The 26,343-nt window shown below is 63.6% G+C and carries 28 protein-coding genes and 1 tRNA gene; 17 read left to right on the plus strand and 12 right to left on the minus strand.

The features are described from left to right. Positions 1–19: 19 nt before the first annotated feature. The 3 genes from HSR122_RS06470 (at position 20) to HSR122_RS06480 (ending at position 2,872) form a co-directional block, all read left to right on the plus strand. A complete protein-coding gene (locus HSR122_RS06470; protein ID WP_229111973.1) occupies positions 20–841 on the plus strand; it encodes an MBL fold metallo-hydrolase in 822 nt (273 codons plus the stop codon). Between the two features lie 105 nt (positions 842–946). Continuing rightward, positions 947–2,476 (plus strand): cryptochrome/photolyase family protein, encoded by a 1,530-nt coding sequence (locus HSR122_RS06475; RefSeq protein ID WP_229111974.1) that lies wholly within the window; start codon positions 947–949, stop codon positions 2,474–2,476. Positions 2,477–2,554: 78 nt separating this feature from the next. Continuing rightward, positions 2,555–2,872: a DUF5783 family protein gene (locus HSR122_RS06480; protein ID WP_229111975.1), complete on the plus strand. Its 318-nt coding sequence runs from the start codon at positions 2,555–2,557 to the stop codon at positions 2,870–2,872. Here the strand turns inward: HSR122_RS06480 and HSR122_RS06485 are convergent, their stop codons facing one another. Further along, a complete protein-coding gene (locus HSR122_RS06485; RefSeq protein ID WP_229111976.1) occupies positions 2,873–3,163 on the minus strand; it encodes a hypothetical protein in 291 nt (96 codons plus the stop codon). A gap of 294 nt (positions 3,164–3,457) precedes the next feature. Here HSR122_RS06485 and HSR122_RS06490 point away from each other — a divergent pair, with 294 nt between their 5' ends. From HSR122_RS06490 to HSR122_RS06515, 6 genes are all read left to right on the plus strand, one after another. After that, a complete protein-coding gene (locus HSR122_RS06490; RefSeq protein WP_229111977.1) occupies positions 3,458–3,610 on the plus strand; it encodes a hypothetical protein in 153 nt (50 codons plus the stop codon). 226 nt (positions 3,611–3,836) lie between these two features. Continuing rightward, the gene (locus HSR122_RS06495; protein WP_229111978.1) at positions 3,837–4,133 is read left to right on the plus strand and encodes a hypothetical protein; all 297 of its coding nucleotides are present in this window, start codon (positions 3,837–3,839) and stop codon (positions 4,131–4,133) included. A gap of 1,047 nt (positions 4,134–5,180) precedes the next feature. Continuing rightward, the gene (locus HSR122_RS06500; protein ID WP_229111979.1) at positions 5,181–5,846 is read left to right on the plus strand and encodes an outer membrane lipoprotein-sorting protein; all 666 of its coding nucleotides are present in this window, start codon (positions 5,181–5,183) and stop codon (positions 5,844–5,846) included. 203 nt (positions 5,847–6,049) lie between these two features. Further along, positions 6,050–7,705: a PAS domain-containing protein gene (locus HSR122_RS06505; protein WP_229111980.1), complete on the plus strand. Its 1,656-nt coding sequence runs from the start codon at positions 6,050–6,052 to the stop codon at positions 7,703–7,705. Next, positions 7,702–9,387, plus strand: coding sequence for a sensor histidine kinase (locus tag HSR122_RS06510; RefSeq protein ID WP_229111981.1), 1,686 nt, complete (start codon positions 7,702–7,704; stop codon positions 9,385–9,387). Before HSR122_RS06505 ends, HSR122_RS06510 begins: the two co-directional genes overlap by 4 nt. 100 nt (positions 9,388–9,487) lie before the next feature. Then, complete coding sequence (locus HSR122_RS06515; protein WP_229111982.1) at positions 9,488–10,837, plus strand: hypothetical protein; 1,350 nt, start codon at positions 9,488–9,490, stop codon at positions 10,835–10,837. Positions 10,838–10,856: 19 nt separating this feature from the next. On the opposite strand, the gene HSR122_RS06520 is transcribed toward HSR122_RS06515, so the two are convergent. The 5 genes from HSR122_RS06520 to HSR122_RS06540 all read right to left on the minus strand — a co-directional run bounded on the left by HSR122_RS06520 (position 10,857) and on the right by HSR122_RS06540 (position 16,051). After that, positions 10,857–11,312, minus strand: a complete 456-nt coding sequence (locus HSR122_RS06520) for an RDD family protein (RefSeq protein WP_267491232.1) — start codon at positions 11,310–11,312, stop codon at positions 10,857–10,859. 638 nt (positions 11,313–11,950) lie between these two features. Further along, positions 11,951–12,256 (minus strand): hypothetical protein, encoded by a 306-nt coding sequence (locus HSR122_RS06525; RefSeq protein WP_229111984.1) that lies wholly within the window; start codon positions 12,254–12,256, stop codon positions 11,951–11,953. A gap of 38 nt (positions 12,257–12,294) precedes the next feature. Beyond that, positions 12,295–14,049 (minus strand): MutS-related protein, encoded by a 1,755-nt coding sequence (locus tag HSR122_RS06530; RefSeq protein ID WP_229111985.1) that lies wholly within the window; start codon positions 14,047–14,049, stop codon positions 12,295–12,297. Between the two features lie 144 nt (positions 14,050–14,193). Continuing rightward, positions 14,194–15,348, minus strand: a complete 1,155-nt coding sequence (locus HSR122_RS06535) for an acyl-CoA dehydrogenase family protein (protein WP_229111986.1) — start codon at positions 15,346–15,348, stop codon at positions 14,194–14,196. Between the two features lie 100 nt (positions 15,349–15,448). Next, positions 15,449–16,051, minus strand: coding sequence for a chemotaxis protein CheC (locus HSR122_RS06540; RefSeq protein WP_229111987.1), 603 nt, complete (start codon positions 16,049–16,051; stop codon positions 15,449–15,451). Between the two features lie 244 nt (positions 16,052–16,295). Here HSR122_RS06540 and HSR122_RS06545 point away from each other — a divergent pair, with 244 nt between their 5' ends. Together HSR122_RS06545 and HSR122_RS06550 are read left to right on the plus strand one after the other, a co-directional pair. Beyond that, positions 16,296–16,817 (plus strand): metallophosphoesterase, encoded by a 522-nt coding sequence (locus HSR122_RS06545; protein WP_229111988.1) that lies wholly within the window; start codon positions 16,296–16,298, stop codon positions 16,815–16,817. A 109-nt stretch (positions 16,818–16,926) separates the two neighbouring features. Further along, positions 16,927–18,819, plus strand: coding sequence for an SLC13 family permease (locus tag HSR122_RS06550; protein WP_394355554.1), 1,893 nt, complete (start codon positions 16,927–16,929; stop codon positions 18,817–18,819). Here HSR122_RS06550 and HSR122_RS06555 read toward each other — a convergent pair. Together HSR122_RS06555 and HSR122_RS06560 are read right to left on the minus strand one after the other, a co-directional pair. Continuing rightward, positions 18,816–19,088: a pro-sigmaK processing inhibitor BofA family protein gene (locus tag HSR122_RS06555; protein ID WP_229111990.1), complete on the minus strand. Its 273-nt coding sequence runs from the start codon at positions 19,086–19,088 to the stop codon at positions 18,816–18,818. The genes HSR122_RS06550 and HSR122_RS06555 overlap by 4 nt on opposite strands. 404 nt (positions 19,089–19,492) lie before the next feature. After that, a complete protein-coding gene (locus HSR122_RS06560; RefSeq protein ID WP_229111991.1) occupies positions 19,493–19,708 on the minus strand; it encodes a YgaP family membrane protein in 216 nt (71 codons plus the stop codon). A gap of 119 nt (positions 19,709–19,827) precedes the next feature. On the opposite strand from HSR122_RS06560, the gene HSR122_RS06565 reads away from it, so the two are divergent. The 3 genes from HSR122_RS06565 (at position 19,828) to HSR122_RS06575 (ending at position 20,653) form a co-directional block, all read left to right on the plus strand. Continuing rightward, positions 19,828–19,900 (plus strand) — tRNA-Pro (locus HSR122_RS06565). Between the two features lie 157 nt (positions 19,901–20,057). Further along, positions 20,058–20,261, plus strand: a complete 204-nt coding sequence (locus HSR122_RS06570; protein WP_229111992.1) for an antitoxin VapB family protein — start codon at positions 20,058–20,060, stop codon at positions 20,259–20,261. Beyond that, complete coding sequence (locus HSR122_RS06575; RefSeq protein WP_229111993.1) at positions 20,258–20,653, plus strand: PIN domain-containing protein; 396 nt, start codon at positions 20,258–20,260, stop codon at positions 20,651–20,653. The genes HSR122_RS06570 and HSR122_RS06575 overlap by 4 nt, the downstream gene beginning before the upstream one ends. Positions 20,654–20,746: 93 nt before the next feature. On the opposite strand, the gene HSR122_RS06580 is transcribed toward HSR122_RS06575, so the two are convergent. Then, entirely contained in the window at positions 20,747–21,484 is a 738-nt protein-coding gene (locus HSR122_RS06580; protein ID WP_229111994.1) for an SDR family NAD(P)-dependent oxidoreductase, read from the minus strand. 214 nt (positions 21,485–21,698) lie between these two features. Continuing rightward, on the minus strand, positions 21,699–22,127 hold the full coding sequence (locus HSR122_RS06585) for a lysylphosphatidylglycerol synthase domain-containing protein (protein ID WP_394355544.1): 429 nt from the start codon (positions 22,125–22,127) through the stop codon (positions 21,699–21,701). Between the two features lie 7 nt (positions 22,128–22,134). Here HSR122_RS06585 and HSR122_RS06590 point away from each other — a divergent pair, with 7 nt between their 5' ends. After that, positions 22,135–22,509: a hypothetical protein gene (locus HSR122_RS06590; protein ID WP_229111995.1), complete on the plus strand. Its 375-nt coding sequence runs from the start codon at positions 22,135–22,137 to the stop codon at positions 22,507–22,509. A gap of 12 nt (positions 22,510–22,521) precedes the next feature. On the opposite strand, the gene HSR122_RS06595 is transcribed toward HSR122_RS06590, so the two are convergent. Continuing rightward, a complete protein-coding gene (locus HSR122_RS06595) occupies positions 22,522–23,175 on the minus strand; it encodes an AIM24 family protein (RefSeq protein WP_229111996.1) in 654 nt (217 codons plus the stop codon). Between the two features lie 220 nt (positions 23,176–23,395). Here HSR122_RS06595 and HSR122_RS06600 point away from each other — a divergent pair, with 220 nt between their 5' ends. Beyond that, entirely contained in the window at positions 23,396–24,352 is a 957-nt protein-coding gene (locus HSR122_RS06600; RefSeq protein WP_229111997.1) for a sensor histidine kinase, read from the plus strand. A gap of 5 nt (positions 24,353–24,357) precedes the next feature. After that, positions 24,358–25,881 (plus strand): bacterio-opsin activator domain-containing protein, encoded by a 1,524-nt coding sequence (locus tag HSR122_RS06605; protein WP_229111998.1) that lies wholly within the window; start codon positions 24,358–24,360, stop codon positions 25,879–25,881. Between the two features lie 91 nt (positions 25,882–25,972). Here the strand turns inward: HSR122_RS06605 and HSR122_RS06610 are convergent, their stop codons facing one another. After that, positions 25,973–26,299: a winged helix-turn-helix domain-containing protein gene (locus HSR122_RS06610; RefSeq protein WP_394355555.1), complete on the minus strand. Its 327-nt coding sequence runs from the start codon at positions 26,297–26,299 to the stop codon at positions 25,973–25,975. Positions 26,300–26,343: the final 44 nt, after the last annotated feature.

Below are 26,343 nucleotides of genomic sequence, written 5' to 3' on the forward strand. Positions count from 1 at the left end.
GCGTCCGTTTCGTTCGCCGATGGAAGTCACCCTGCTGGGAACCGGCGACACGACGGGAACGCCGACCGTCGGGTGTGACTGTGACACCTGCCAGCGTGCCCGTTCGATGGGTGTCGAGCGAACGCGCTTTTCGGTACACGTCCGGTCCGCGTCAGGGCAGTCGCTACTCGTCGATTTCAGCCCCGATTTCCGGTCGCAGTTTCTGCGGGAGGACCTCGAACCGCCGGACGCCGCCGTTGTTACGCACATCCACTTCGATCACCTCGACGGACTGGGAAACGTCTACCGGCTCGCCGACGATCTGCCGGTGTACGCGGCCGACGAGACCGATCCGGCGACCGGCGAGAGCGTCGCCCGGACGGTCCGCGAGCGGTACGACTACCTCGATGCGGTCTCGGTGGAGCCGACCGCCCCCTTCGAGCCCGTCAGGGCGGCGGGACTGGCGGTGACGCTCGTCCCTGTCGATCACCCGCCGTTTCTGTGTTACGGACTCCTCGTCGAGGACCCCGAGACGGGCGGCCGGCTCGCGCTCTCGGGCGACACCAGCTACGACGTTCCCGACCGCTCGCTTGCGGCCCTCTCGGGGGCCGACCTGCTGCTGGCTGACGGGATCGTCCCCGCCGAGAACTGCGAGTACCACCCGCTGGGCGGTCGTCACCACGACGACGCGGGCGTCCCCCGGACCTTCGGCGACAAACACATGACTGTCGAAGGGGCCCGCCAGCTCGGCGACCGGCTCGATGCCGAGCGGACGCGGCTCGTCCATCTCTCACATTACATCCCCGCCGACCGCGCCTTCGAGGACGATATGGCCGTCGACGGCGAGCGGTTCCACCTGTGAACGCCTGCCGCCCGCGGGGAGGGCCGTCCCCAGCCGTCTCGACACTCGCGCTGTCGCTCCCCTTGATGCGGGCGTTTTTGCCGACCCGCACCCTATATCGCAGGTATGACTGTTCTCGTTCTGGGCGATCAGCTCAACGCCGACGTCGGGCCGCTGGCTGACCGCCCCGGCGAGCGCGTCCTGCTGATCGAGGCGGCGGACCTCGCCCGGAGGCGACCGTATCACCCGCACAAGCTCACGCTCGTGTTCAGCGCGATGCGACACTTCCGGGACCGGCTCCGCGAGTCGGGACGTACTGTCGAATACCGACAGGTCGAACGGTTCGCCGACGGGATCGAGGCCCATCTCGACGCCGATCCCGGGGACGAACTCGTCGTGATGCGCCCGCCGAACCACGGTACAGGCGACCGGTTACGGGAACTCGTCGAGCGCCACGGGGGACAGATCGAATTCGTCACAAACGATCTGTTTCTCTGTTCGCCCGACCGGTTCGACGACTGGGCCGGCGAGCAGCCCAGATACCGACACGAGGACTTCTACCGGTTCATGCGCCGCGAGACCGGCTACCTCATGGACGACTCCGAACCGGTCGGCGGCGAGTGGAACTACGACGAACAGAACCGCGAGACACCACCCGACGACTACAGCCCGCCCGATCCGCCCGTCTTCGAGCCGGACGCGATCACCCGCGAGGTACAGTCCCGCGTCGCTGAGACGTTCGTGGGGAGTTACGAGGAGCCGCCGTACGGCGGCGAGTGGGCCGATCCCGGGCCGTTCCGGTGGCCAGTGACGAGCGATCAGGCGGAGACCGCGCTGGAGCGGTTCGTGACTGACCGGCTGGCCGAGTTCGGCCCCTATCAGGACGCACTGGCCGCCGGGGAGTGGGCACTCAATCATGCGCTTCTGTCTCCGGCGCTCAATCTCGGGCTTCTTCGCCCGGAGGCGGTCATCGAACGGGTGATCGAGGCCTACCACGAGCGAGACGTCCCGCTGAACAGCGTCGAGGGGTTCGTCCGGCAGGTGCTCGGCTGGCGGGAGTTCATGCGTCAGATCTACCGTCGGGAGATGCCCGAACTGGCTGATGCGAACCAGCTGGAGCAGTCCGAGTCGCTGCCGCCGCTGTTCTGGACCGGCGAGACCGACATGGCCTGTCTGGCCGACGTGATCGACGGCGTTCGGACGCGGGGGTACGCCCATCACATCGAGCGACTGATGATCCTGTCGAACTTCGCGACGCTGCTGGGCGTCGAACCCCAGGAGCTGAACCGCTGGTTCCACGCGGCCTACATCGACGCCTCCCACTGGGTGACGACCCCGAACGTCGTCGGCATGGGCACGTTCGGGACGGACGTTCTCTCGACGAAACCCTACGTCTCCTCGGCCAACTACGTCGACAAGATGAGCGACTACTGCGGCGACTGTCCCTACTACAAGACCAAGACCACCGGCGAGCGAGCCTGTCCGTTCAACGCCCTGTACTGGGATTTCCTGGATCGCAACGCCGAACACCTCTCGGACAACCACCGGATGGGGCTGGTCTACAACCACCTGGAAAACAAGGGCGAGGACGAACGCGAAGCGATTCGTGCACGTGCCGAACGGCTTCGAGAGCGCGCGCAACGGTCGGAGTTGTAGCGCAGGCGTCCACTGCTCACAGCGGCCGAAATTGTAGGTATCCTCCGTCTTTTGTGCGCGGACGCCAACTATCGGTCGATGACCGACTTCGATCCCGAGCGCTTCGAGGACAAGTACGAACACTACTTCACCGAACTCCAGCACGCCTACAAGAGCGCGTTCGACGTGATGTCCGAACGCTACGACTCCGGACTGGTCCATGCGATCGACCAGTACACGCTGGCCGAGAGCGAACCCTTCTACGAGGGCGACGGACAGTTCCGCATCGAACTCCCCGACGACGCGATCGAGCGCGTCGCCCCCGAGACGGAACTCGACGATTCGGAACTCGCGGACATCTACACAGCGTACACTGACGAACTCGAACGCCAGCTTCAGGACGTATTCGGCCTGTGACTATTTTCGAGCGGTCGCGTACAGCAACGGTGCGGCGAACACGAGCACGAGACCGAAGAACTTGTACGCGAGCGGTTCGCTCAGCAGGCTCTGTTCGGCGGCGACGAGTTCCGACGATGGGGTTACGACGAAGATGATGCCGAACAGACCCGATTGCAGCGCCAGCACTTTCCGCGAGCGGACGACCAGCGCGGCGACGACCGCCAGACCGAAAACCAGTAGTAGCGCGTCCCCGACGTTGTACTTCAGCAGAAAGCTATCGACCAACTGCAGCGGGACTGACGTCGCCATTGCTGTCTCCCAGTGGTCTCGTTCCGGTATTCAACCTTCCGCTACCGGAGACTATCGCAGTCTGTCCGCCGGTGCTGAGAGTGCACATGTCATCTGGCCGCGCTGGGCTGGCAACCCACCCGCTCCAGCGACGAGGCGATCAGACAGGGCGTGCGAGACCTGCCCGATGACCCCGAGAACGAGCCACACAGTCTCCAGGAGTGACAGAGAGTACCATGCGAACGCGTTCCATTCGTGGAAAAGAATTAATATATTCCCGCTCACAGGACGGAGTACAGCGATCAGGTGATCCAGATGACTGACGTCCACTATCCGTCGCCGGCCGCTGCAGCCAGCAGCGGCACGGCCGCGATTGCGGGGTCGATTCCAGCCCCGTCGATCGGCGGCGAGGCGGCGGATGTCGGGGATCACTGGTCCACCCGGTTCGCAGCCAGCCTCGCCGCGTAACCCGCCCGCGAAGCGACGGCGGACGACTGGCCGCGACCGCGTGGACGCGTCCGTTTTCCGTCGTCGATGTCATCCCGTGTGGACGGCAGTCCGTCCCTCGCGACTGGTTCGGAAGAGTCCGTCCGACCCTCGCTGGCGTGACCCTCCAGCGGCGATTCCACCGACCAGCCGCAGCATCCGGCGCACGTGGTCGTGACAGTGCCGGTTCGATTCCGGCCGCCGACCTATGGCAGTGCGAGCCAGACACACCGACGTGACGGTGACAGTGACGCTGTGGGTCCCCCGCGACGCGGGCAGCGACCTCCGGAGCAGCGTCGAGAGCGTCCTCGGCGACATCGAGGGCGTCGACGCGGTGACGGTCCGTAATGTGACCGACGTGCAGCCGCGTTCGACCGACATCCAGGTCACCACCGTTGCTGACGTGACGGTTGCCGTGCCCGTAGACGGCGAGGGTGCCGTTCGAGAGACACTGGCCGACGGCTTCGGCGTCATGGACGTCGGCCGCTGCACCGTCGAGACGTGACCGATCATCTCGGCTGGTACGGTGACGATGCGGGTTCGATTCCCGCACGGGGACTGGGGATACTACCCCGCTGATAGCGTGTTCCAACTCATCTTTGCACGGTGAAGTGGGTGCCTGACATAGGTGCCAGCAAAGACAGATGACGTCGGTCACGGAGTTTTCTGAGGCTCACGTCCAAAGCTGCACGGAGGGACACGACAGTAATCCGCAATACTTGGGCGTGATGATCGGTCTCGTCGGGCTTGTGGGACTCACCAATGCTCTACTCGCCGCTGTTTTGGCTGGCTTGCACATCGTGTGGTTCCTCTTGTTTCCGTTCGCGGCGGAACCGTGGCTCAAAGCCGAGCTCGGCGAGGACCACGAGCGCTATTGCAGCCGTGTGCCACGGTTTGTTGGATGGAAGACGTTCCACCGGCCAGCACGGTGAACCCGACGGACAGTCCTGGACGGTTGGGGCTCCCGGAATTAGCAAGATCATATGCTGCCCCTTTTGAACCGGATGCCTCCAATAGGTTTTTTCGGGATCTGTTCGTACTGTTTCGCATGTCCTCGGCTTCCGACGTCCCGTTTCGAGCACTCCTCCTGCTCTTTGCCGTGGTTCTCGTGGCTCTTTCGGGTTGTGCAGCGTTGGACAGTCAGCAGACGGAATTTCCAACGGCAGGGGCAGTCGAGGAGACGCTTGCCGATCTTGAAGCGGTGAATGCGACGGTCGTGTCCTCGCTGGACGGGTCACGGGTATCAGAACAGCAGATCGCGTTCGAAGTCGGGACCCAACGGAGACGATCGACGACCCAAGTCGGCGAGACTGAGTCTCTGGTCGTGGCAAACGACTCCGTGACCTGGCGATACGACCGAGCTGCGAACACCGTTCAGGTGACTCGACGAAGCGATCGGGATCGACAGTCAAATGCCAGCATTTCGAGATCGATGGCGTCGATCTTCGGGAGATTGAACGCCGGGTCGGACGATTCCGAACAGAAAGATGTGTTGGAGCCACTTATCCTGCCGTCCGCCGGTGCAGGCGGTCAACAACCGTTTTCCGGGCCAGTGGAGCGTTTCGAGAACGCCTCGCTGACGTATCTCGGGACCGAGACGATTGCCGATCGCGAGGCGTACGTTGTGGAGGTCGTCCCACAACCGGACGTCAACACGGCCAACATCACGTTGTGGATCGACAAAGAGTGGTACTATCCGCTCCAGTGGGATTCGACGATCGTCGTCGATGGAGAACGACGGACCGTCACGACGGCCTACCGGAACGTCACATTCAATCCCGAGATCCCGGCCGACACGTTCAGGTTCGAGCCGCCGGCGAACGCGACGGTCGTCGAACGGACGGTCGTCAGCCGGTCCTTCGAGACCAGAGGTGAACTAGTCGCTGCGAGCGAGATGACGATTCCCGACCCGGACGTGCCCGAACCACTGATATTCGATTCCGCTCGATATTTCGATGACAACGGAACGGTCCGAACGTCACTCCAGTATACGAACGGGTCAGCAACGCTGCGCGTGACAAAGTCCGAACCGATCGGTGACAGTGCCTCTCTCCCCGAGGGAAATCGCGTCGAGATCAACGACCACGAGGGAGTGATCCAGACATTCGAAAGCGGCACTTCGCTGGTATGGTCCTGTGAAGGATATCGATATACAGTCTTCGGCGACGTTCCGGCGGAGACGGTACACGCCGTTGGTAAATCGATCAACTGTGGTTGACCAGACAGCCTTTCGAGGATCGATTGTCTGTGATCCGTGTCATCGCTTATCGGATACGTTCCCACCCCGATATCCAAGTGTCACGGGCGTCTACAGGAACGCACAGGCCGCTGATCGAACGCGGCAGCGGGTGTCGCTCCACCCGCCGGCCGTTCGACGCCGTCACTTTCGGCCCGACGCAACGCCCTGATCGACAACGATACATGGTGCCCCTCACTGCGCTCCGCCTCGGAACTGCGTTCTTCGCGACGCTGGTAGCCGTCACACTTGTCGCAGTCCTTCTTCGGCATCGCGAGCGAGCCAGCGCCAGGGCCCTGCTGGGCGTCGGCGCAGTCACAGCAGTGGGGTCCCTTTTGCATCTACTGGTCGCCGATCTCACGCCGCCGAACGCGGCGCTCACGGTCACCGGCTGGGAGATCGAGGCGACGGCCTGGGTCGTGGTCGGCACGACTGTAGCGGTGATCGCCAGTGGGTTGTGGGTGCTGTTCGCCTTTCGATACACCGGTCGATCGCAACGCGTGATTCAGGTGACTGTCGGGCTTGTGGCAGGAATCTCGTTCGGCGCCGTCGGGATCGCAACGGCCGCGCTCGGAGATCCCTCGACGCTCGCTTTTCAGCTACTGACGGTGACGTATCTCCTGGTCGGATTCCTCGTGACGATCGGTGTGTTCCTCCTCATATGGATGTCAATTGGTCAGCAAACAGTTCCGTACCGGGAGCCGCTGTTGCTGTCCGCCGGTGCTATCGTGTTGCTGTCCGGGAGTTTCGTCGCACAGATAGTCGAACGCCCGATTCTCCTTCCGGCGTTCTCGTCGGTCGCGAGTGGGGTTTTCCTGATCGCTGTCATTCGCTATCCGGTCTTCGAGACAGCGCCGGCTGCACGGGTTCTGGGCCGGGATCGCGTCGTCGACGAACTGGCCGACGGGATCCTCATCGTCGACCGGCGTGGACGGCTACGCGATCTCAATCCGGCTGCGGAACGACTTTTCGACGTCTCGCGAGCGTCGGCCGTGGGGCAGCCGATCAAGTCGATAATCCCCACCTCATTCGATCCTGGAGCGCTGACCAGAGACGGGGAATCCCACCGAGTCAAACTATCAGATGGAACAACGATTTCCGTTACTGCCGATCCTGTCACCGATGGGCGCGACCGATCATTCGGCTATTTGCTGCGGTGTACGGACGTGACCAATCGACGGCGGCAGGAGGAACAGCTGACACTGCTCAGCCGGTTCGTCGTCGAGGTAATCGACGAGCGGATGGCCGCGGTAGCCGAGGAGGCGACGAGAGCCGGCGACTCGGAGTCCGTCGACTCTGCGGCCGCCGCGGATCAGATCTGGGAGCGGACGACCCGACTGACGAATCTAGTCGCCCAGACGCGGTCGATCGAACAGATAATCGCCGAAAACGGCGTCTCTCCGGGCCAAGAACTCGATATCTGCCCCGTCCTTCGAGAACTCCGTGATTCGATTGCCGCGGGATCAGGTCCCCGGATCGAACTCGACGTTTCCGGAGACCCCATCGCCACGACAGTCAGTCCGGCGCTGCTGACATCGCTGCTCGAACCAGTGCTCGAAGACGCGTACGACCACGCCGAGACGCGAGTTGATGTCTCGGTGGATCGTGACAGCCCGGCGATCCGGATCGTCGCCGACTGGCCTGACGCGACTGATCCCGGGGAACAGGATCACGACGCCCAACTGCCGCTGGCCGTCACGCGCCTGGAGATCGACCAGCTCGGCGGACATCTCTCCGTCGAGCGGACCGACGACGGGCGACGGGCGGTCGTCGTTGCCCTCCCCACGAATGACACACGCGAAGCGAGGCGAACGGGAGTAGATGGAGGTGCCGAGCGGTGATCCGACTCGCTTGGGCCGCGGTCGGCGTGGTCGTTCTCGGGACCGGCGTCCTGACCGCGGGACGAACCGCACGCCGACACGACCATCCGGGAGTTATCCCCTACGCGCTGCTGGCTGTTCTGCTCGCCGGCCTGGGTACGACGATCGCGTTCAGCCGGTCCGGTCTGGTGCCGATCGAACTCGATGCGGTCAGCGAGTTGCTCCTCATCGGCGGGTACGCGTTCGCGTCGCTGCTATGGATCGCCTTCGTCTTCGAATACACCGGTCGCGGGCCAGCGATCACGCCGCGGCGTTGGGTCGGGATTGTCCTCCTCGGCGGGCTGACGGTTACGAGTACGGCGCTCACCTGGGGTCAGCAGACGGGCCGAGTTCGGCTGGAGGCACTCGGTCAAGTGTCGTATCTCACGACGTTCGTCCTGCAGGTGGCAGTGTTCTCGTTGGGCCTGCTCGGCGTGGTGTTGCTCGTGCGCTCGGCGGTGACCTACGACGACCTGCCGCTTGGCTCCGCGGCGGTGTTCGTCCTCGCGGGTGTCGGCATCACGTTTCTGCCGCTTGCGATCGGCTACGGCGGTCAGCTCGGTGGCGAATCGATCTATCGTGTCGTATTCCTTCAGCTCACAATTGTCGTCGGCGTCTTCGCCTGGATCGCGTTCGGTACCGACGCCTTCGAGCGGGGAGCTGCGACGGGACATCTCGCACGGGAGACAGCCCTCGACGCGATGTCCGCCCCAGTGATCGTCGTCGATCGATCCGGCCGCCTACTGGACGTGAACCGGGTCGCCACAGAAACGTTCGGCATCGAGACGACTCGACTCCGGAACCAGTCGCTCGCCGACGTGGCAGCTGTCCCTGCGAATCCTTCCGACGAGCAGCCGATCACGCTCCAGACAACCGCTGGACGGCGAGACTTTGTCATCGAACGAACTCGAGTCGCCGACACAGACGGCGACGTGCTCGGCCGGGCCTACCGGTTTCAGGACGTCACGGACCGCGAGATCCGTGAACAGCGTCTTCAGGTCCTTAACAGGGTGATAAGGCACAATCTCCGGAACGATCTCGATGCGATTCGCGGGTTCGCGGAACCGATTCGTGACGAGGATCTCCCGGCGGAGGAGGCGGGTCAGTACTTCGACCGCATCGGGACGCTCGCGACCGATCTGGCCGATCTCGCGGATACTGTCGAACGATCCGGGCGCGTTCTGACCGAGGTCTACCTTGAACGAGAGCGGTGTGACCTTGTCGCGATCGCACGGACAGTCGCCGAAGGGGTCACAGATGCCGATGTTACGCTTGATGTCCCCGATGACGTCGAGATCTGGTCCGACCGCGACGCGATCGAACTGCTCCTCGACGAATTAGTCGAGAACGCCGTGACGCACACCGACCGGACGACGCCGTCGGTGACGATTCGCGTCCGCTCGACGGGCGGCGGCGGGCGAATCGAGGTCGCCGACGACGGCCCGGGGATCCCGCCCGAAGAGCAGGCCGTCCTCCTCGAAGGTGAAGAGACACCGGTCAGACACGGGAGCGGAATCGGCCTTTGGCTGGTCTCCTGGACCGTGACACGACTGGGCGGTGACTTGTCGTTCGACAAACGCGATCCACGTGGAAGCGCCGTACGTATAGATTTACCGGGCTTCCAGGACTCGATCCGCCCCGATCCGACGGCGGAGGGATCGTAGCTGTGGTCGCGATGCGGCGTCTGAGGACATGGTTTATGTCGCTTGTCGCCCAACGCCCCAGTCAAGACGGCCGATCACCTGATCGGTCCTCGCTATACCCATGACAAACCTCCATCGACGACGGTTTCTGGAACTCGGCGCGGCAGCGACGGCAGTCTCGCTCGGCGGCTGTCTCGGGTCCAGCGATGAGATGCCGGCCTACGCGGAGTGGATCCCGGCGACGGATGGTGGCGTTCACGTTGGCTATCTGGACTTCAGTATCGCGACCGAGGCAGAAGGTGGCAACGAACTGTTGCCATTGATCCTTCCCACGAACGCGACCGGTAGTCCCAGGGAAGTCTTGAGCGAAGTGTCGGGTCTGGATAGTGTCGATGATCCGTTGCTCACCTGGCCCCTCGAAGTCGGGGGGAAACTGATCGCCGGGGCAGCACTTGGCATTGCTGTGTCCGGACTCGGCCATCTCGTCGATCCGGAACAGCCGGACCGCGGTATCGAGGAACTGTTCATGGCTGACACCGTGGCTGTCGGACGAGGTACAATCGACCTCGACGAGGCGGCGGAGACACTCCGGTCGGGATCTGACGGTCCGATCGGAGAAATTCCGTTCGAGGAATCGGGGTCTGTCGGGGAGTTCACGCTGTATGAACCCACCGACGACGAGACACTGGACGGCGTCACGGCGATCAGCGAGACTGCCGTCCTCGTCGCCGACACCCGCGAAGAGATTCAGCGCGTCGTCGAGACCACGCAGGGTGAACGGGACAGAGAAATCGAGGAGACGGAGACCTTCGAGTGGCTGCTGGAGACAGCAGGCGACGGCCACGTCGCAGGCGGTTGGATGGGGCCGATCGACCTGGAAGACGTGTATTTCGGTGATCCAGCAGAGCGTCCCGTGGACGACCTTCTCAGAGCAGACGACGACGTCCTCGCGTCGGTGACTTTTGACCCCAACGAGGGCGAGGTCACAGCCGATCTCGCTGTCCAGCGCCCGCTCGACGACGCAACGGCCAGCCGGCTCGAATCACAGTTTGGATCCGAAAGCGGAGATCACTCGGTGTCGATCGAAGACGAGCGGGTGACCGCTAGCGGAACCTACAGCGAGGACGTTCTCGATTTCGAGTTCGCCCAGCCCGACCGGACGACGACAGCGATCCCCGATGCGAGCGAGCCGGTCGATCCGCCCAAAGCGGTCGCGAAAGCAGTCCCCGACGATGCGTTCGAGTTCACCTACGAGGCCGATCAGGACCGCGTTAAGATCGGGATCACCGAGGACCTCGACGTCGAGGAAGTGACGTTCGAGGCCGTCAAGGCGGACTACGAAGCCTCAACGACGACGCCACGAGCTGACATGTACATGTACGTTTACGTCGACACGGAGGGTGACACCGTGGTCGTGACTGTCACCGTTGACGGCACTTCGGGCGTCGTCGCTCGAAAGGAATTTCCCTGACGGTGACTCCAGCCGCCGCTCAGGGTCGCACCACGATCGTGTTCCCCACTCGGTCACCGAGACGTCTGTCCGATTTCGAGACAGCGATCGTGACGATCCCGACCAAGTAAAAGAACGGTAACCAGTCGATCAATCGGAGGAGATTCCGGAGGAGTGAACCCAGAAGCGACGGCGATTTTCCGTCCACCCCAGTCACTTTTATGCTGACGAGGTACTTCCCGAGCGTCTTTCCCCACCGCCACTCCAGAACGGTGTGATACAAAATCGAGACAGCAAGCCAGAGAGTCAATCCCGCGAGTGCTGCCCCGCCTTCCAAGTTCGTCTCGACCCCCTCGCTCGTGGTCTGCAAGTCACCGGTCATGAGGCCGACGGCTGAGACGGTGATCATGAACAGGGCCATCCAGATGATCGAGTCGATCGCCATCGCGACGCCGCGGATACCGACACCACAGCGCCGCTTGGTGTTCGAACTCATCGTACCTAGGACTTGGTCCACGGGCGGAAAGGTCGTGTCCGTGCGTTTCTGCCGGTGAAACATTCCGCCCTAACGGCGAGGCGCGGACCGTCGTCAGCGTCTTTCAAGGCGGAGTCCCCGGCCTCAACGAGCGAACCCGTCAGGTTGAAAGAAGTAGGGAGGGGTCGGTTACACCCGCCTCCGGTCGGGGCGGGCATGAGTTCCTATGAAATGGTAGATAATCAACCAGTGTGCAGTGTTTCCAGGCACGAAACGCTCGGGGATTCCCCTCACGCTACGTGGGAAGTCAGTCGAACTGCTTGAATCCACCCAGAAAGGGTTCGTCTAATATCATTTCCGTTCGTTCTCCTGACGATGACGACAGACGTGCTCCCGCATATCGGTGAGCGAGTCGAACTGTCGGGGGCAGTGGGACCATTTCAGGAGCGGCATTGTGGTACCTCCGCGTATCACAGTATTCGGCCCACGTTCATATACTTGGTATATGGTCAAAGAGGCGTTTGGGGCACGCTCAGCGACGATCCGGGCAGTGTCCAGAGAACGTCACACACTCGTTTACCACAGGCGTACAGGTCACAACCACCGACGACACACCGGCGGTATTATCGGTGATCGTCGGCTATCGCAGCCGTTTTCGATCAGTCGTCCGGTTCCGTGCTGACGACGTCGACACCGTCGTGGTCCTCGGCGTCGTCACCGCCGCGTTCGAACGCGAGTCCGGCGAGGCCGGTCGCGATCATCCCGACGCCGGTCGCGCGCGTGGCGTCCGTGTACCACTCGCGCGGTTCGAGTTCGTCGGCGTTCTCGAACCCCATCGTCAGCATCTTCGAGGACATCTTGAGCGCCAGTCGCGGCGCAAGCGCGTACAGGACGCCGTTGAGCGCCAGCCACGCGTAGCCGGCCGAGCGACACTTCCCGCCCATCGAGGGACATTTGTCGAGCATCACTATCGATAGGGGCTCCAGCACTGTCAATGCACGCCCTACCGCGACCACCGGGCGTCAGAGAGGGTCCGCTGGACGGCTTCCTTGCCGATCGCCCGTGCGAGGGTGTCGAACCCGGCTCGCTCCTCGCGGTCGTCGGCGTCGGCCACGAGCCGCGAGACGATGAACTCCGGCGTCGAGCGCCCGACCGTCTCGAACCTGGGCTGGTAATCGACTTCGAGTTCGAGTTCCGGCGTCAGTCCTTCGGCGAAAATCCCGTCGATTCGGGCCGACTCCGGGAGCGGCGCCAGATCGTCCGCGAGGTGGGTGACGAACACGCCCAGCGCCTCGCGTTCGACCGTCAGCGTCACCAGCCCGTGGAGCAGATCGGCCGCGCTGCCGGGTTCGGTGATCGCCTCGAACTCGTCGACGAGCATCAGCGTGTGACCCTCGGCAGAAAGCGGCGGAACGACGTTTTTCAGCGTCGATTCGAGCACGCCGGCGTTGAAACTGGCGTGACGCCGGTGGAACACGATCGCGTCCACGAGCCCGACTTCCGCCGCCTGTGTCGGGACGGGTAGTCCCATCTGGGCGAGCAACTGCACCTGCGCGAGCGTCTCCAGCAGCGTCGTCTTCCCGCCGCTGTTGGCGCCCGTGAGAACGGTGACGCGGTCGCCGCTGGGAGGCGCGTTCGCCGTCGGGTACTGCAGGCCGTGCTCCCCGACGGCGTAGTCGACCGGCTGGACGGTCTCGTCGTTGGCTTCGAGAAAGAGGTTCCGGGCGTTCTCGACGGCGAGGACGTCGCTGTCGTCGACGAACGTCGGGCGCGTGAGATCGAAGTCGATCGCGAAGCGAGCCAGCGACAGCGACAGCGCGATGTCGTCGACGGCTTCGACCGCAGTGTCGATCTCCGGACGTGCGTCGTCGATCGTCTCGCGGGCGTCAGCGGCGACGGCCTCGGCCCGCTCGTCGACGGCCGAGCGGAGATCGTCGGCGAGCGATCGCAGCGTTGCCGCGACGAAGTCCCGCGCGTCGGTCGCGTCGGCCGGCATCGCGGCCCGAGCGCGTTCGAGATCGGTACCCGTCTCCCGGACCACGTGATCGAGGACGCCCTCCTCGAACTCTTCGCTCGTCCGGATCTCGCTGCGGACGCGCTCGACGACCGACTCGCTGTCGGCCGCCAGGTCCTCGACGGTCCCGAGCTGCGTATCGAGTTGCTGCAGCGTCTCGTCGGCCCCGGCCGCGACCGACCCGTCGCCGTCCAGTGCGGCCAGTGCGTCGGCCGCTTCGGCGAGTGCATCGGCGTCCAGTTCGCCCAGCGACTCGAACACGCCCGTGTCGAGGCCGGCGTCCCGGAGCGCGAGCGCGGCCCGGACGGCAGACAGATCGCCGTCGAGACGTTCGTAGGCCTCGAAGGCGTCCATCACCGTTTCGCGCTCGGCGTCGTCGAGGCGCGCCCACGTGTCTCTGGCCTCGATCACGTCTTCGAGGCGATCCGTCACGTCGCCACGGTCGCGCAGTGGCGTGAGCAATCGGATCCGGTCGGCGGCGTGATCGGTGACGGCATAGCGGCCGATTACCGAGAGCAGATCCTTGTAGACCTCACGCGCGTCCCGCGTGGCGAGGACGTCCATCGCGGCTCCGCCCTCGACGCGCCGCAAGATTCGCGTCGCCCGGCCGCGGCTCAGTCCGGCCTCAGTCAGCGTCCGGATGTCTCCGCTCTCGATGGCCTCGACGGCCGTCTCGACGCCCAGTTCGGAGGCGAGCAACTCACTGGTCTTCGGTCCGACGCCCCAGTAGTCCTCCAGTCGCATACCGGATCGTCGGCCCCGGCTCGGGTATAGCTTTCCTCGTTCGACCGACTCCCGGCGAGCGCAACGCCGATGCGCGTATATCCGCGTCCGGTCGTATCCCGATCCGTCCGGCCATCGGACCGAAGGATCGCTGTAAGAATCCCGTTAGCGGGGTTGCTGACGATAGATCAGGTCGCGCTGGATGTCGTTGGCCCCCTCGTAGATGACCGGGATCCGGACGTCCCGGTAGACGCGAGCGATCCGGCGGTCAGTCAACACGGAGCGGCCGCCGTGGAGTTTCATCCCCTGCTCGGCACACTCGGCTGCGACCTCCGTCGATTTCGTCTTGGCGAGCGCGGCCCAGAAGCCGGCGTCGTCGCTCGCTGCGACCTTGTTCGCGGCCCGCCAGGTCAGCGCGCGGGCGGCCTCGAACTCCAGACGCATCTCCGCGAGCGTGTGCTGGACCGCCTGAAAGTCGGCGACGTCCCGGCCGAACGCCGCCCGATCGTGGACGAAGTCGTTGGCCTCCTCGATGGCGGCCGCCGCCAGCCCCAGGCCGTGACCGCCGACGATCACCCGACCGTGGTTGAAAAACTCCGCCAGGATGAAAAAGCCCGCACCCTCCGGCCCGATCAGGTTCTCCTCGGGGATCCGGCAGTCGTCGAACTCGATGTGGGCCTGCTTGCTCGCCCGAAACCCCATCTTCTCGGGGATGTGCTCGGCATCGTAGCCGTCGGCGTCGGTCGGGACGACGAACAGCGAGTAGTTGCCGTAGCGATTGTCCGGGTCGTCGCCGGTCTTTGCGTAGACGGTCACCCAGTCGGCCTCGACGCCGTTGCCGATCCAGTACTTCTCGCCGTTCAGCACCCACTCGTCGCCGTCCTGCTCGGCGGTGGTCGTCATCCCCGCGAGGTCGCTTCCGGTCTCGGGCTCCGATACTGCCAGTCCGGTGAGTTGCTCGTCTTCCGCGACTGGCCTGAGATATTCCTCCTTCTGGGCCTCGGTGCCGTGATCGGCCAGGATCTCCGCGCCGAAACTCGCCAGCTGGAGCGTCAGCGCGATCCCCGCGTCGGCGCGATAGAACTCCTCGGCGATCGCCAGGACCTGCTCTAAGTCGAAGCCGCGTCCCCCGTACTCCTCGGGAACGTCCTGGGCGACGAGTCCGGCCTCTATTCCCGCCTCGAGGACCTCCCAGGGGTACTCCCCGCGCCGGTAATACTCTTCGGCGTTCGGGGCGATGTGTTCCGCGGCGAACTCCCGTGCCTCGTGTTTGACCTCGCGCGCGTGCTCCGGGACGATCCCGTCGTCGAGCAACTCCATGATCTATCGTGTTGTTTCGGGCCGATAAATACGCGATGGAACCGGAAGAAACGCCGGGAGAGTTTGCAGGGCCGAGGCGCGATATCGGGAGATAACAGTCCTAGACTTCGATTTCCTGCATCAGGTCGACCAACTCTTCCAGTTGCGGGAACGTGTAGACGGTGACGTCGATGTCGGAGTCAAGCGCGTGGATGTGCGAGTCGAACATCAGCGCCATTTCGGAGTCGCGGCCGCCGACGAGCTCGTCGACCATGCCGCTGCCTGGCCCGTAGGTGAACGTCGGCGTGGACATGTCGATGGTCGTCTCGAGGACGTTCGCCCACCCGTCGATGAACCCGGAGGTCATGATGTTGCCGATCTCCTCGATAGCCGACCGTTCCATATCGGTGAACCCGCTCTGTTCGGGGTCAGCTCCGCCCATGTCCCCGAGCATTCCCTGGGCGAGGTTCTTCGCGTTGGCGTAATCGAGCAGAAAGAGGATGTGTCCGTGCGGCGGTTCCTGGAGTTCGATCGAGATGCCGATCAGCTTCTCGTCGCCGACGTGGGTCTTGATGTCGGGGATGTCGATGAAGTTGATCTTGGTGATCTCCATCTCGGTCTCCATCCCCGTCATCTGGCTGAGGTGGTCGGCGACGGTGTTCCCCCCTTCCTTGGCCATCTTGTTGAACAACGCGAGTTTCCGGATGTCGAGCATCAGACTCATGGTGACGATTGAATTATCGACCTGTTTCTATCCCATCCTCTTAAGTCATAGTCCCGCAGTTTTCGCTGGCGAGAATCGGCCAGGTGTTCTGGCAGTCTTGCCAGTAGCGTATTGATACTGGTGGCTACCCCATTTCGAACTGATTCGGCACGAGGGTATGTGTACGAACGTATCGCCACCAGTACGACGTTCCGATCGGTGGCCGATCCACAACGGTTGTGACGACCGACGACCATCGATTCGTATGCTCGTCACACTCGGAGACACCCACGGGGACCGAGCGCACAGACTCGAAGGTCGAACGCTGACCGCTGTCCGAGAGGCCGAACAGGTCTGTCACACCGGCGATTTCACGACCGAACGCGTCTACGAAGCGATCGCCGAGGAGGCAGGCCGCGAGCGAGGCGGTGCACCACTGTCCGCGGTCGCGGGCAACAGCGACGACCCCGATCTCGCGGCGCGTCTCCCGGAGACGATCACGGTCGAGTACGCGGGCCGGACGATCGTCCTCGCGCACGGCCACGACCGCGACGACACGTCGCTGTCACTGCTGGCCAGACAGGAAGACGCGGACGTCGTGATCGTCGGACACACTCACCGACCCGGGATCGAGCGAACGCCTCACTGTCCGGTCGTCAACCCGGGAAGTCACGCCGATCCCCGGGGCAACCGAGCCGCACACGGGGAACTGAGACAGGCAGGCGACGAACTCGCGATCGAGATCCGGACCCCGGACGGCGATCTCCTGGCGGAGCAGACGGTATAATCCGTATGAGTCCGGACGGTTTCGAGCTCGCCAGGTCGTGCTCGACGCGAAGCGAAGTGATAGTCTCGAAAGGTAATTGAACGATGCCGTGCTCTGTGCTGGCGTGGTACTGTTCGGGCTCTCGGCAGGCGCGGCGATCGTTTTCGCGATCATCCTCGCAGCGCTAGTGTTGTTCGCGACGGAAGTCGTGCCGGTCGACATCACTGCGCTCGGAATTCTGGTCGCACTCCTGCTGGTACAGCCAGTCACGGAACAACTGGCTATGTGGGGCGTGCTACAAGGGCCGGTATACGTCCTGACCGAACCGGGAAGTGACGTGACGGCCGTCTCACAGGGGTTGTCCGGGTTCGCGAGCACGGCGACGATCACGGTGCTGGCGATGTTCATTCTCAGCGCGGGCGTTCGACGAACCGGCGCCATCCAGATCCTCGGATCGAAGGTCGCCGCCTACACTCGCGACGACGAGACCAGACAACTCGGGGCGACGATCGGCCTCGTCAGCCCGATCTCGGGGTTCATCAACAACACGGCCGCCGTCGCGATCCTGCTGCCGATGGTCACCGATCTCGCACACAGGGGCAAGTCGTCGCCCTCGAAGCTGTTGATGCCGCTGTCCTTTGCCTCGATGTTCGGCGGGACGCTGACGCTGATCGGGACCTCCACGAACATCCTCGCCAGCGAGATCACCGGTCGCCTCGGTCGCGAACTCGGTATCGCCACTCTGGAGGAGTTCTCGATGTTCGAGTTCACCGGCCTCGGGATCGTTGTCATGATCGTGGGAACAATCTATCTCATGACCGTCGGGCGGTTGCTCACGCCGGCGCGGATCAAGCCCGCCGAGGACCTGACCGAGGAGTTCGAGATGGCCGACTACCTGACCGAGGTCGTCGTCCGCGAGGACTCGCCGATCGTCGGCGAGGCGGTCCAGACGGCGCTGACGGATTCCGATTTCGACGTCGATCTCGTCCAGTTGATCCGCGAGGACGACGTGTTCCTCGAGCCGCTCGGTCCGAAGACGATCCAGCCGGGCGACATCTTCGCCGTGCGAACCGACCGGGAGACGCTCGTCGAGTTGATGGACGTTGACGGCCTCGATCTACTACCGGAAGTCGAAGTCACAGATACGGAACTCGAGACCGCAGAACGAAACCAAAACCTCGTCGAGGTCGTGATCGCGCCGGGATCGTCGCTGGTGGGAGAAACCCTCGCGAGTTCGAACTTCCGCCAGCGCTACGACGCGACGGTGCTGGCGTTGCGTCGCGGCGAGTCGCTGATCCGCAAGCGCATGGACAGAGCGCAACTGCGGGTCGGTGACACGCTGCTGGTCCAGGCGACTTCCGACAGCGTCGACCGGCTGAACAACAACCGCGACTTCATCGTCGCACAGGAAGTCACACGCCCGGACTACCGGAAATCGAGGATTCCGGTCGCCGTCGGTATCGTCGCCGGAGTCGTCGGATTAGCCGCGCTCACGCCGATCGACATCGCGACGGCGGCACTGACGGGTTCGCTCGGAATGGTCCTGACCGGTTGTCTGAAGCCGACCGAGATCTACGACGCCGTGCAGTGGGATGTCATCGTTCTGCTGGCCGGCGTGATCCCGCTCGGAGTCGCGCTCGAGGTGACTGGCGGCGCGGCACTGATCGCCGACGGCATCGTCGTCGTCGCCCCGTCGCTCCCGCCGATATTCGTCCTCGGACTCATGTACGTCGTGACTGCGCTTTTGACGAACGTCATCTCGAACAACGCGTCGGTCGTGTTGATGATCCCCGTCGCGGTCGAAGTAGCGACGCAACTCACCGTCAACCCGTTCGCGTTCGTGCTGTCAGTGACTTTCGCGGCCTCGACGGCCTTCATGACGCCCGTCGGCTATCAGACGAACCTCTTCGTCTACGGGCCGGGCGGCTACCGGTTCACCGACTACGTGCGCGTCGGCGGGCCGCTGCAGGCCCTGCTCGCGGTCGTCACGACGGTCGGAATCGCGGCGATCTGGGGTCTCTAGAGCACGAACAGTCCGGCGACGAAGGCCACTTCCAGATACGACAGCAGGATCACGAGCAGTGCGCCCGGCACGCCGGCGATCGCCACGACGAGAAGCGTCAGCGGGGAGATCGCAACTGATAACCCGAAGAGCAGATCCGCGAGGACGAACACGATCAGTCCGAGGACGGCGTTCCAGACGAACGGCTTGACCGCCTTGACGATCCTGTAGGCACCGACGAGCAGGGCCAGAAGGACGAGCACCAGGGCGACTTCGATCGGTGTGACCATACCCGATCAGAGGTCGGGGACGGACATGTGCTTTCGGGCCGCAGCTGGCCGCCGGGACCCTCGCCGGAATCAGAGGTTGCTGTCCGAGCGCTCGATCGGTTTCGGGGCGGCGAAGACACTCACGGTGTCGGTCCGGGGATCGATCTCGCCGTCGCCGTCCGGTGGATCCGACGAAACTGACCACTCGAAAGAGTCGGGATCGGGCGAGTCGTGTGTGGCCGAGAGCTCCGGGAGCCGCGGCGCGAGGTTGTCCCGGCCGTGATCCGTGGCGTCGATCTCCAGATTCGACTGGCGTTTCTGGATCGAACCCGGCCATTGTCACGGCGTATCGGACACCGCGGTGGTCAGTGTGTCTGACCCGTCGCTGGTCGGAGCGTAGGATAACTGCGATAACGCCGTGCCGATCACGCCGAGCAGGTATCGATGCCGAGCACCGAGTACAGTCCGCAGGTGCCGGTTGCGGCCGTGCCGAGCATCATGATCGCCACGATACCCAGTACCGGCGATACAACCGCCGGTAGGTCGAGCTGTCCGCCCAGCACTGCGAGGGACACGATTCCGGCGACTGCGCCGACGACGATACGAACGTTCTTGTCGAGAGAACCGACGTTCTGTTCCATGCATGTGTCATGGGGGCCGGAGGGGTATTATTGTATCGCTCCCCCACGACTGCGACGGTTCTGACGGGGCCGCCTGGCAACGAAACGTTTTACCACCCCACCATACTACAGACGAGTGCGGGGTCGTGGGGTAGCTTGGTAACCTTCGGGCCTTGGGTGCCCGTACCCCCGGTTCAAATCCGGGCGACCCCATTTGCTGTCGCGAACATGGTCCGTGAGCGACAGCAATCGAAGCGCACGGATTTGAGCGAGACTGCGGTTCTGCGGGCTTGATGGTCCCGCTCGATGACACCGACCCGTCCGGATGACCGGCAAAACGCTTACCACTCGGTATAATCGAAGTATACATATGGAGAGCACGATTCGAGTTTCCGATACCACGAAAGAACTGCTCAGCCGACTCAAACAGGAAAACGAAACGTACGACGAACTGCTGGCACGACTCGCTCGGGAGAGTGATACGATGAATCCCGGCGTCTGGGACGAAGAACAGGCAGACGCTGCCCGTGAAGTGCTGCAACAGTCACGTCGGAGCTTCGAACGGGACCGATGAGCTTTCTGGAGACATCCGCCATCATCGACTATCTGGCCGGCGTTGAGGACGTAGTTGCGTTCGTGGACGACCAAGAGACGCTTTTCACCTCGAGCATCTGTGTCTACGAGGTTCTCGCGGGTGAGGTCCTCGGTCCCGGGCCGACCGACGTCTACCAGCGTCGGCAGGATTTTGGCCGAGTCCAGGCGCTCGACTTTTCAGAGACAGTCGCGATCGAGGCCGCGCAGTTGCAACGAGAGTTGATGGAAGACGGGGTTCAGCTCGCTGCCAGGGACATGATGATTGCCGCGACTGCCCGCTCAACCGGTGCGGAGTTGGTCGTCGCCGATTCCGACTTTGAGGTGGCAAGCCTCGAATCCCACGTGGCCGTTCGGAATCTTCGAGACGAGTAGCGCCTGGTCCTGTCTCCCACAATCCTCTGACAGCCACCAGCGAGTCAATGAGATCGCATCGACGAGCACGGGGCGACACCAACGAGTCCCTGATCACACTGTCTCGGGTAGCCACCCGCCGTCGACCTCGACGTTCTGCCCGGAGATGTACCCGCTGTCGGGATCCAGGAAGAACAGCATCACCTGCGCGACGTCGTCGGTGGTGGCCCAGCGACCGCGAGGGGCCTCGGCGGGGAACTCGTCGGAGTTCTCGACGACGTACGGCGAGACGGCGTTGACAGTGATCCCGTCGTGCTGGGTGTCGGCGGCGAGCATCCGGGTGAACATCAGGACGCCGCTTTTCGCCGCGAAGTACGGGAAGTTCTTGGTGTTGACCAGCCCCTTCTCGCTGGAGGCGTAGCCGACGTTGACGATCCGGCCGTAGCCCTGCTCGCGCATCGGCCCCAGCGCGGCCTTCGAGCAGAGGTAGGTCCCGTTGATGTTCGTCTCCAGCACCGTGTTCCAGGTGGCGAAGTCGATGTCTTCCCAGTGGCAGGGCGCGAACGCGCCGACGTTGTTGACGAGGATATCGACCGTCCCGAGGTCGGCCTCGACGCGCTCGAACATCCCGGCCACGTCCTCGGGCTCGGTGACATCCCCCTGGACGACCGTCGTCTGGACGCCGGCTTTCGCGGCCCGGTCGGCGACCTCGTTCGCGGCGTCGTCGCTCGTCCGGTAATGGACGGCCGCGTCCGCGCCGCGGTCGGCCAGCGCCAGCAGGAGTCCGCGGCCGACGCCTTTGGCGCTCCCGGTGACGAGTGCTGTCTGTCCGGTGAGATCCGGTTCGATCATACCCCTCATTCGGGCGCGGCGATAAAAGTCACAGTGGTGGTTTCGGAAGCGACGGCTTTGTCTCACGACGCAAGTCGTAGGCTTTCGCCTCGACAGCCTGTAAGTCGAGACGTTGTGGTGCACTCTTCGAAGCGTGTCCGCTATCTCTCGCGGTATCTGTTGTCGACGAGCACAGCGGCGACACCACCGCCAACTAACATCCGAAGCCAGTACGTCACCCCCCGGTAGATGACGACGGCAGCCGTCGCGGTAGTCGTCGCAATCCCAGTCGTAGAGACAACCCGGAGAATGAACGCTGTCTCGACGCCGCCCAGACCGCCCGGTAGCGCAAGTCGAACCCGCGCACGACGAATAACGCAAACCCGGTGATCGCCATCCCGATCGACGGGAAGAAATGGAGCGTGTCGACGCTGGCGATGGCAGCCAATCCGTCCTCGTACTCTGTGTCGGCAGCCTCGGAAACCAGGAGCGCACTGATCGGTTCGCCACCGGCCTGGCCGAACGGCGTGACCTGGTTCGCAAACGTCGCGGCGACGAACACGAGAATCGCTCGTGCCCGGGAAATCGGCGTCCCGAGTGCACGCAGGACAGTGTGCAGACAGAGTCCCCAGGCGCTCTGCCAGAGGACGACGAGACCGACCATTGCGGCGATGGCGAGCAAAAGGGATTTGACCGCCAAAAACCAACAAGAAATAATACCTCAGACATGGTCCGGTGATGTTCGAACACCAGCCGGAAGACATCTTCGTTCGGGCTACTTCAACGCTGGAATCAACGCCGACGAAGTGACGATCCGGGCCTACCTATCCGGGAGCGAAGTGTCCCCGAGGCTACCGGATTCCCGTTACATCAACTTCAGGATCGCGCCGGACGACGAGGAGGTCGTCGTTATCGTCACTGTCGACGGTGAGTCCGGAATCGTCGCACGGACGGAGCTTGATACTGCCGGCTGTAAGTTCGTAAAGATATTCGCCACTCCGGGGTGGCGAATTCCTTCAGTTTGTTACAGCCGGCAGTATGAGTGAACACAGCGTCGGTCACAGTTCCTCGTACGGCTGGACGAGGACGTACCCGTCGGTACCGCCGAACTGCATCTGGAACCGCTCTCCGGACTCCTGGCCGATCATGTCCGAGAGGTTCTTGTTGACCTCGACATCGGGGGTCGTCCGGCTCCAGGCGACGGTTGCGCTCGGGTCGGTCGTGACAGGCGGCTCGAAAACGATCGGGTCGCCGTGGGTGGTCAGCGCAACATGACCGGGGCCTTCGAGGTAGACGTTCGTGAACCCGCCAGCGAACGCCCCGGCGAGACTATCGAGCGTCGAGATGTCGTAGTCGATCCTCGACTCGAACGCGAGGATGTCCTCGCCGTTGACCGTGATCGCGTCGCTCGCGTCGAGTTCGATGATCTGGACCTTCTTCTCGCTATCCGCGAGATAGAGCTGTCCAGTACCCTCGACCGTCATGACCGGTGTCCCTTCGCTGGTCACGGCGTCCTTGAGGAAGCCACCGACGCCGCTGTTCGGCGTCGATTTTCCGGTGAACGAGAGATCTCCCGTGTAGGCGACCATCGATCCGGCCTTCGCGAAGACCGACCCGTCGACGGTGATATCGAGCGTGTAGCTGTTCTCCAGTGCGAACGGCGATCCGCTCGCAGTCTGTGCGTCCTCCGTGGTGAACTGCTCAATTGACATGGTAGCGACAGGCAACGTCACGTTGCCTTACTCGTCCCGTCCGGCCGCAACGATATAATATTCCATTCGGTGTCTCTCGTCCGGCGACACGGCCGAACGTTATATCAGGGTCTGTGCCGATGTCGGAGACGAGAGCCGATCAGAAACACACCCCGACGGACAGCACAACCAGGACGGAATCGAACGCAGACGTATCCGACCGAAACGGACGACACCACAGATGGCCCTCGACACGGCAGCGATTCCGATCGACGCGTACCCGGATCCGATAGTCACCTATACTGTCGAGGACGGGACCGCAGTGATCACGGCGGTCAACGACGCTTTCAGCGACGCGCTCGGACCGCCACCGGAGACTCTCCAGAGCGTATTCGAGCGGTTCGGACAGCCCGCGTTCGACGAACCCTACGAACGACTTCGGCAGGGGGGACCGATCCGGGTCAGCCTCGACAGTGCGGACGACCCCGCGTACGTCGTCCGGGAGGTTCAGGAGGGCGACGGCAGCGGATGTCTCGTCTTCGTGCGTCTTCCAGCACGCGACACCGAGGCGGTCTCGCTCGATCACGTCGCGAGTATCGTCAGTCACGACCTTCGGAACCCGATCGACGTGGCCAAGGCACACCTGCGAGCCGCTGAAGAGACCGGCGAGCAGGAACACTTCGATGCGGTCGCAGATGCTCACGACCGGATGGAACACATCGTCCGGGACGTCCTGACGCTTGCACGCGGAGACGACGTGATCGATGCGTCCGAGGAGATCTCGATAGCGTCAGTGGCCGAAGACGCGTGGCGCTCGGTCGAAACCCGACAGGCGTCGATCGCGATCGCCGACTCGCTTCCGACCGCGCGAGCCGACCGTGACCGGGCTCGACGCGTGTTCGAGAACCTGTTTCGAAACGCGATCCAGCACGGCTCGGACGGGAACGATCCGCCGCTGGAGATCCGTGTCGGCTCGCTCGGGGACGGCTTCTACGTCTCCGACAGCGGAGCGGGTATCCCACCGGACGACCGCGACGCCGTCTTCGAGGCGGGCTATACGACGGCCGACCGTGGGACAGGGCTCGGGCTCGCGATCGTTCGACGCATCGTCGACGCTCACGGCTGGCAGCTCGCGCTCACCGAATCTCGGAACGGCGGTGCCAGGTTCGAGATCCGCCTGTCCGGCACGGAGCGATAGCACACATGGACGATCGACTTCACGCAGCTCCGATCGGCGCTCTCACGGTGTCAAGCGAGGGGGTCATCAGCGACAGTAACGAGACGGCCCAGGAGTTACTCGGCGGAGATCCGAGCGGCAGCCCAGTCGCCGAGTCAGACCTCCGGTCGGTCGAAGACTCGCTACTGGCAGCCCTCGAAGAGCCGACCGACGAGGTAACCTTCGAAGAGTACTATCCGGAACTCGAACGATGGCTGTCCGTGACTGTCACTCCCGTCGACGGTAACGTGACGGTTTACTTGCGTGACGTCTCCAGACGGTATCGCGCCAGGCAGACGGTAGAGACGCTCCGGTCGGAGCGCCGACGGACAGCCGCAATCGACGAGACACGCTCCGAGGTCGTGGCCGAGCTCGTCTCGTCACCGTCCCGAGAGGAGATCGAACGAACGCTCGCCCGTGAGCTGGGTGAACGGGACCTCTGGTCGTTCGTCTGGATCGGTGAGCGAACCGACGGAACGGCCGGCCTTGACGTCCGGGCAGTCGCGGGGGAGACCGGTGACACGTTTCCCGCTGTGCGGGAGACCATCGAACGTCCAGCCACGACGCCCGAGGAGCGTGCCGTCGAACAACAACAGATCCAGGTCGTCAGGTCGATCGCCGACGAGGATGGTATTCCCGAAGCGGTCCGGCTGGCGGCGTTCAGCGACGGCGTCCAGTCGATGCTGTCGGTTCCACTCACGTACGGCGCGGCCGTGCACGGCGTCGTCGGCGTCTATGCCGATCGAGTCGACGCGTTCTCCGAACGCGAACGCACGAGCTTCGAGACGCTCGGGACAGTCGCGGGGTTCGCCGTCACGGCCGGGCGCAACCGGGACCTGCTCCTCTCGGACACGGTCACGGAAGTGACGTTCGAACCCGGCGCCGACGCGCTGCTGGTGGCGGTCGCCCGAGAGGTGGATGCGACGATGGCGCTCACGGGAACCGTTCCACACGAGAGCGACGCCCTGCTCTGTTACGTGACACCGACGGACGGCGATCCCGACGACATCGCAGCCGCTGCTTCGAACAACCCCGACGTCGGTCACGCGAGAGTGCTCGGTGACAGCGGCACGGTCGAGATTGAACTCCATCGCGCGACGCCGTTGATCGAAGTGTCATCGCTGGGTGGCACGATCCGCCGGGCGACGTACGAACCGGACGACAGTCAGATCGTCGTCGAGTTCCCGCCCGATAGCGATACCCGCAGGATCGTCACGTCGCTCACTCGCGAGTACGACCTCGACGTTCGATCGAAACGCGAACGCGAACGGGGAGCCACGACCGCCCGCGAGTTCCGCGACGGGCTGGCCGAGCGGCTCACCGAACGCCAGAAAACCGCGCTCCGTACGGCGTACTTTGCTGACTACTTCGAAACGCCGCGGGGGAGCACCGCCGAAGAGGTCGCGGACTTGCTCGATATCACCGGGTCGACACTGCTGTATCACCTTCGGGCAGGACAGCGAAAACTACTATCGGCGTTCTTTGATGGCGTTGGCGACCGAGGCGAGTGATCAGTTATCCAGATCGGGGACCGAGAGGACGACTTCACGTCTCACCGGCAATTCTCGGGCGGCAGAGGGCCGACGCGTACCAAGCAGCTCGTTATCTGCGAGAACTATCAGTCTCCCGCCGTCTCGCTTCGAGACCGTTCTCGTCAAGCGCGATAGCGAACGACACGTCGACGGCCTCGAACTGTTCCCGATGGTGGCCGTCAGTCTGAATCTGCATTTCGCTGCGGACGAGCCCCGCATCGCGAAGGTCGTTAAGTCGTCGATACGCGGTTGCACGGGAGATGTCTGCTGCCTCGGCGACCTCACGGCCGCTTCGAGGCTGTTCGGCGACGAGCCGGAGGACCGTTCGAGTGTACTCGTCACCGAACAGATCCAGCAGTTCGGGCGTCGTCAGGTTATTGGAAACGTCGCTATCCATCGGTCGTTTCGGCTTGGAGGGATCAGCGGTGGACACGGTAAGTA

This window comes from Halapricum desulfuricans (assembly GCF_017094525.1).
Taxonomy (GTDB): Archaea; Halobacteriota; Halobacteria; order Halobacteriales; family Haloarculaceae; genus Halapricum; species Halapricum desulfuricans.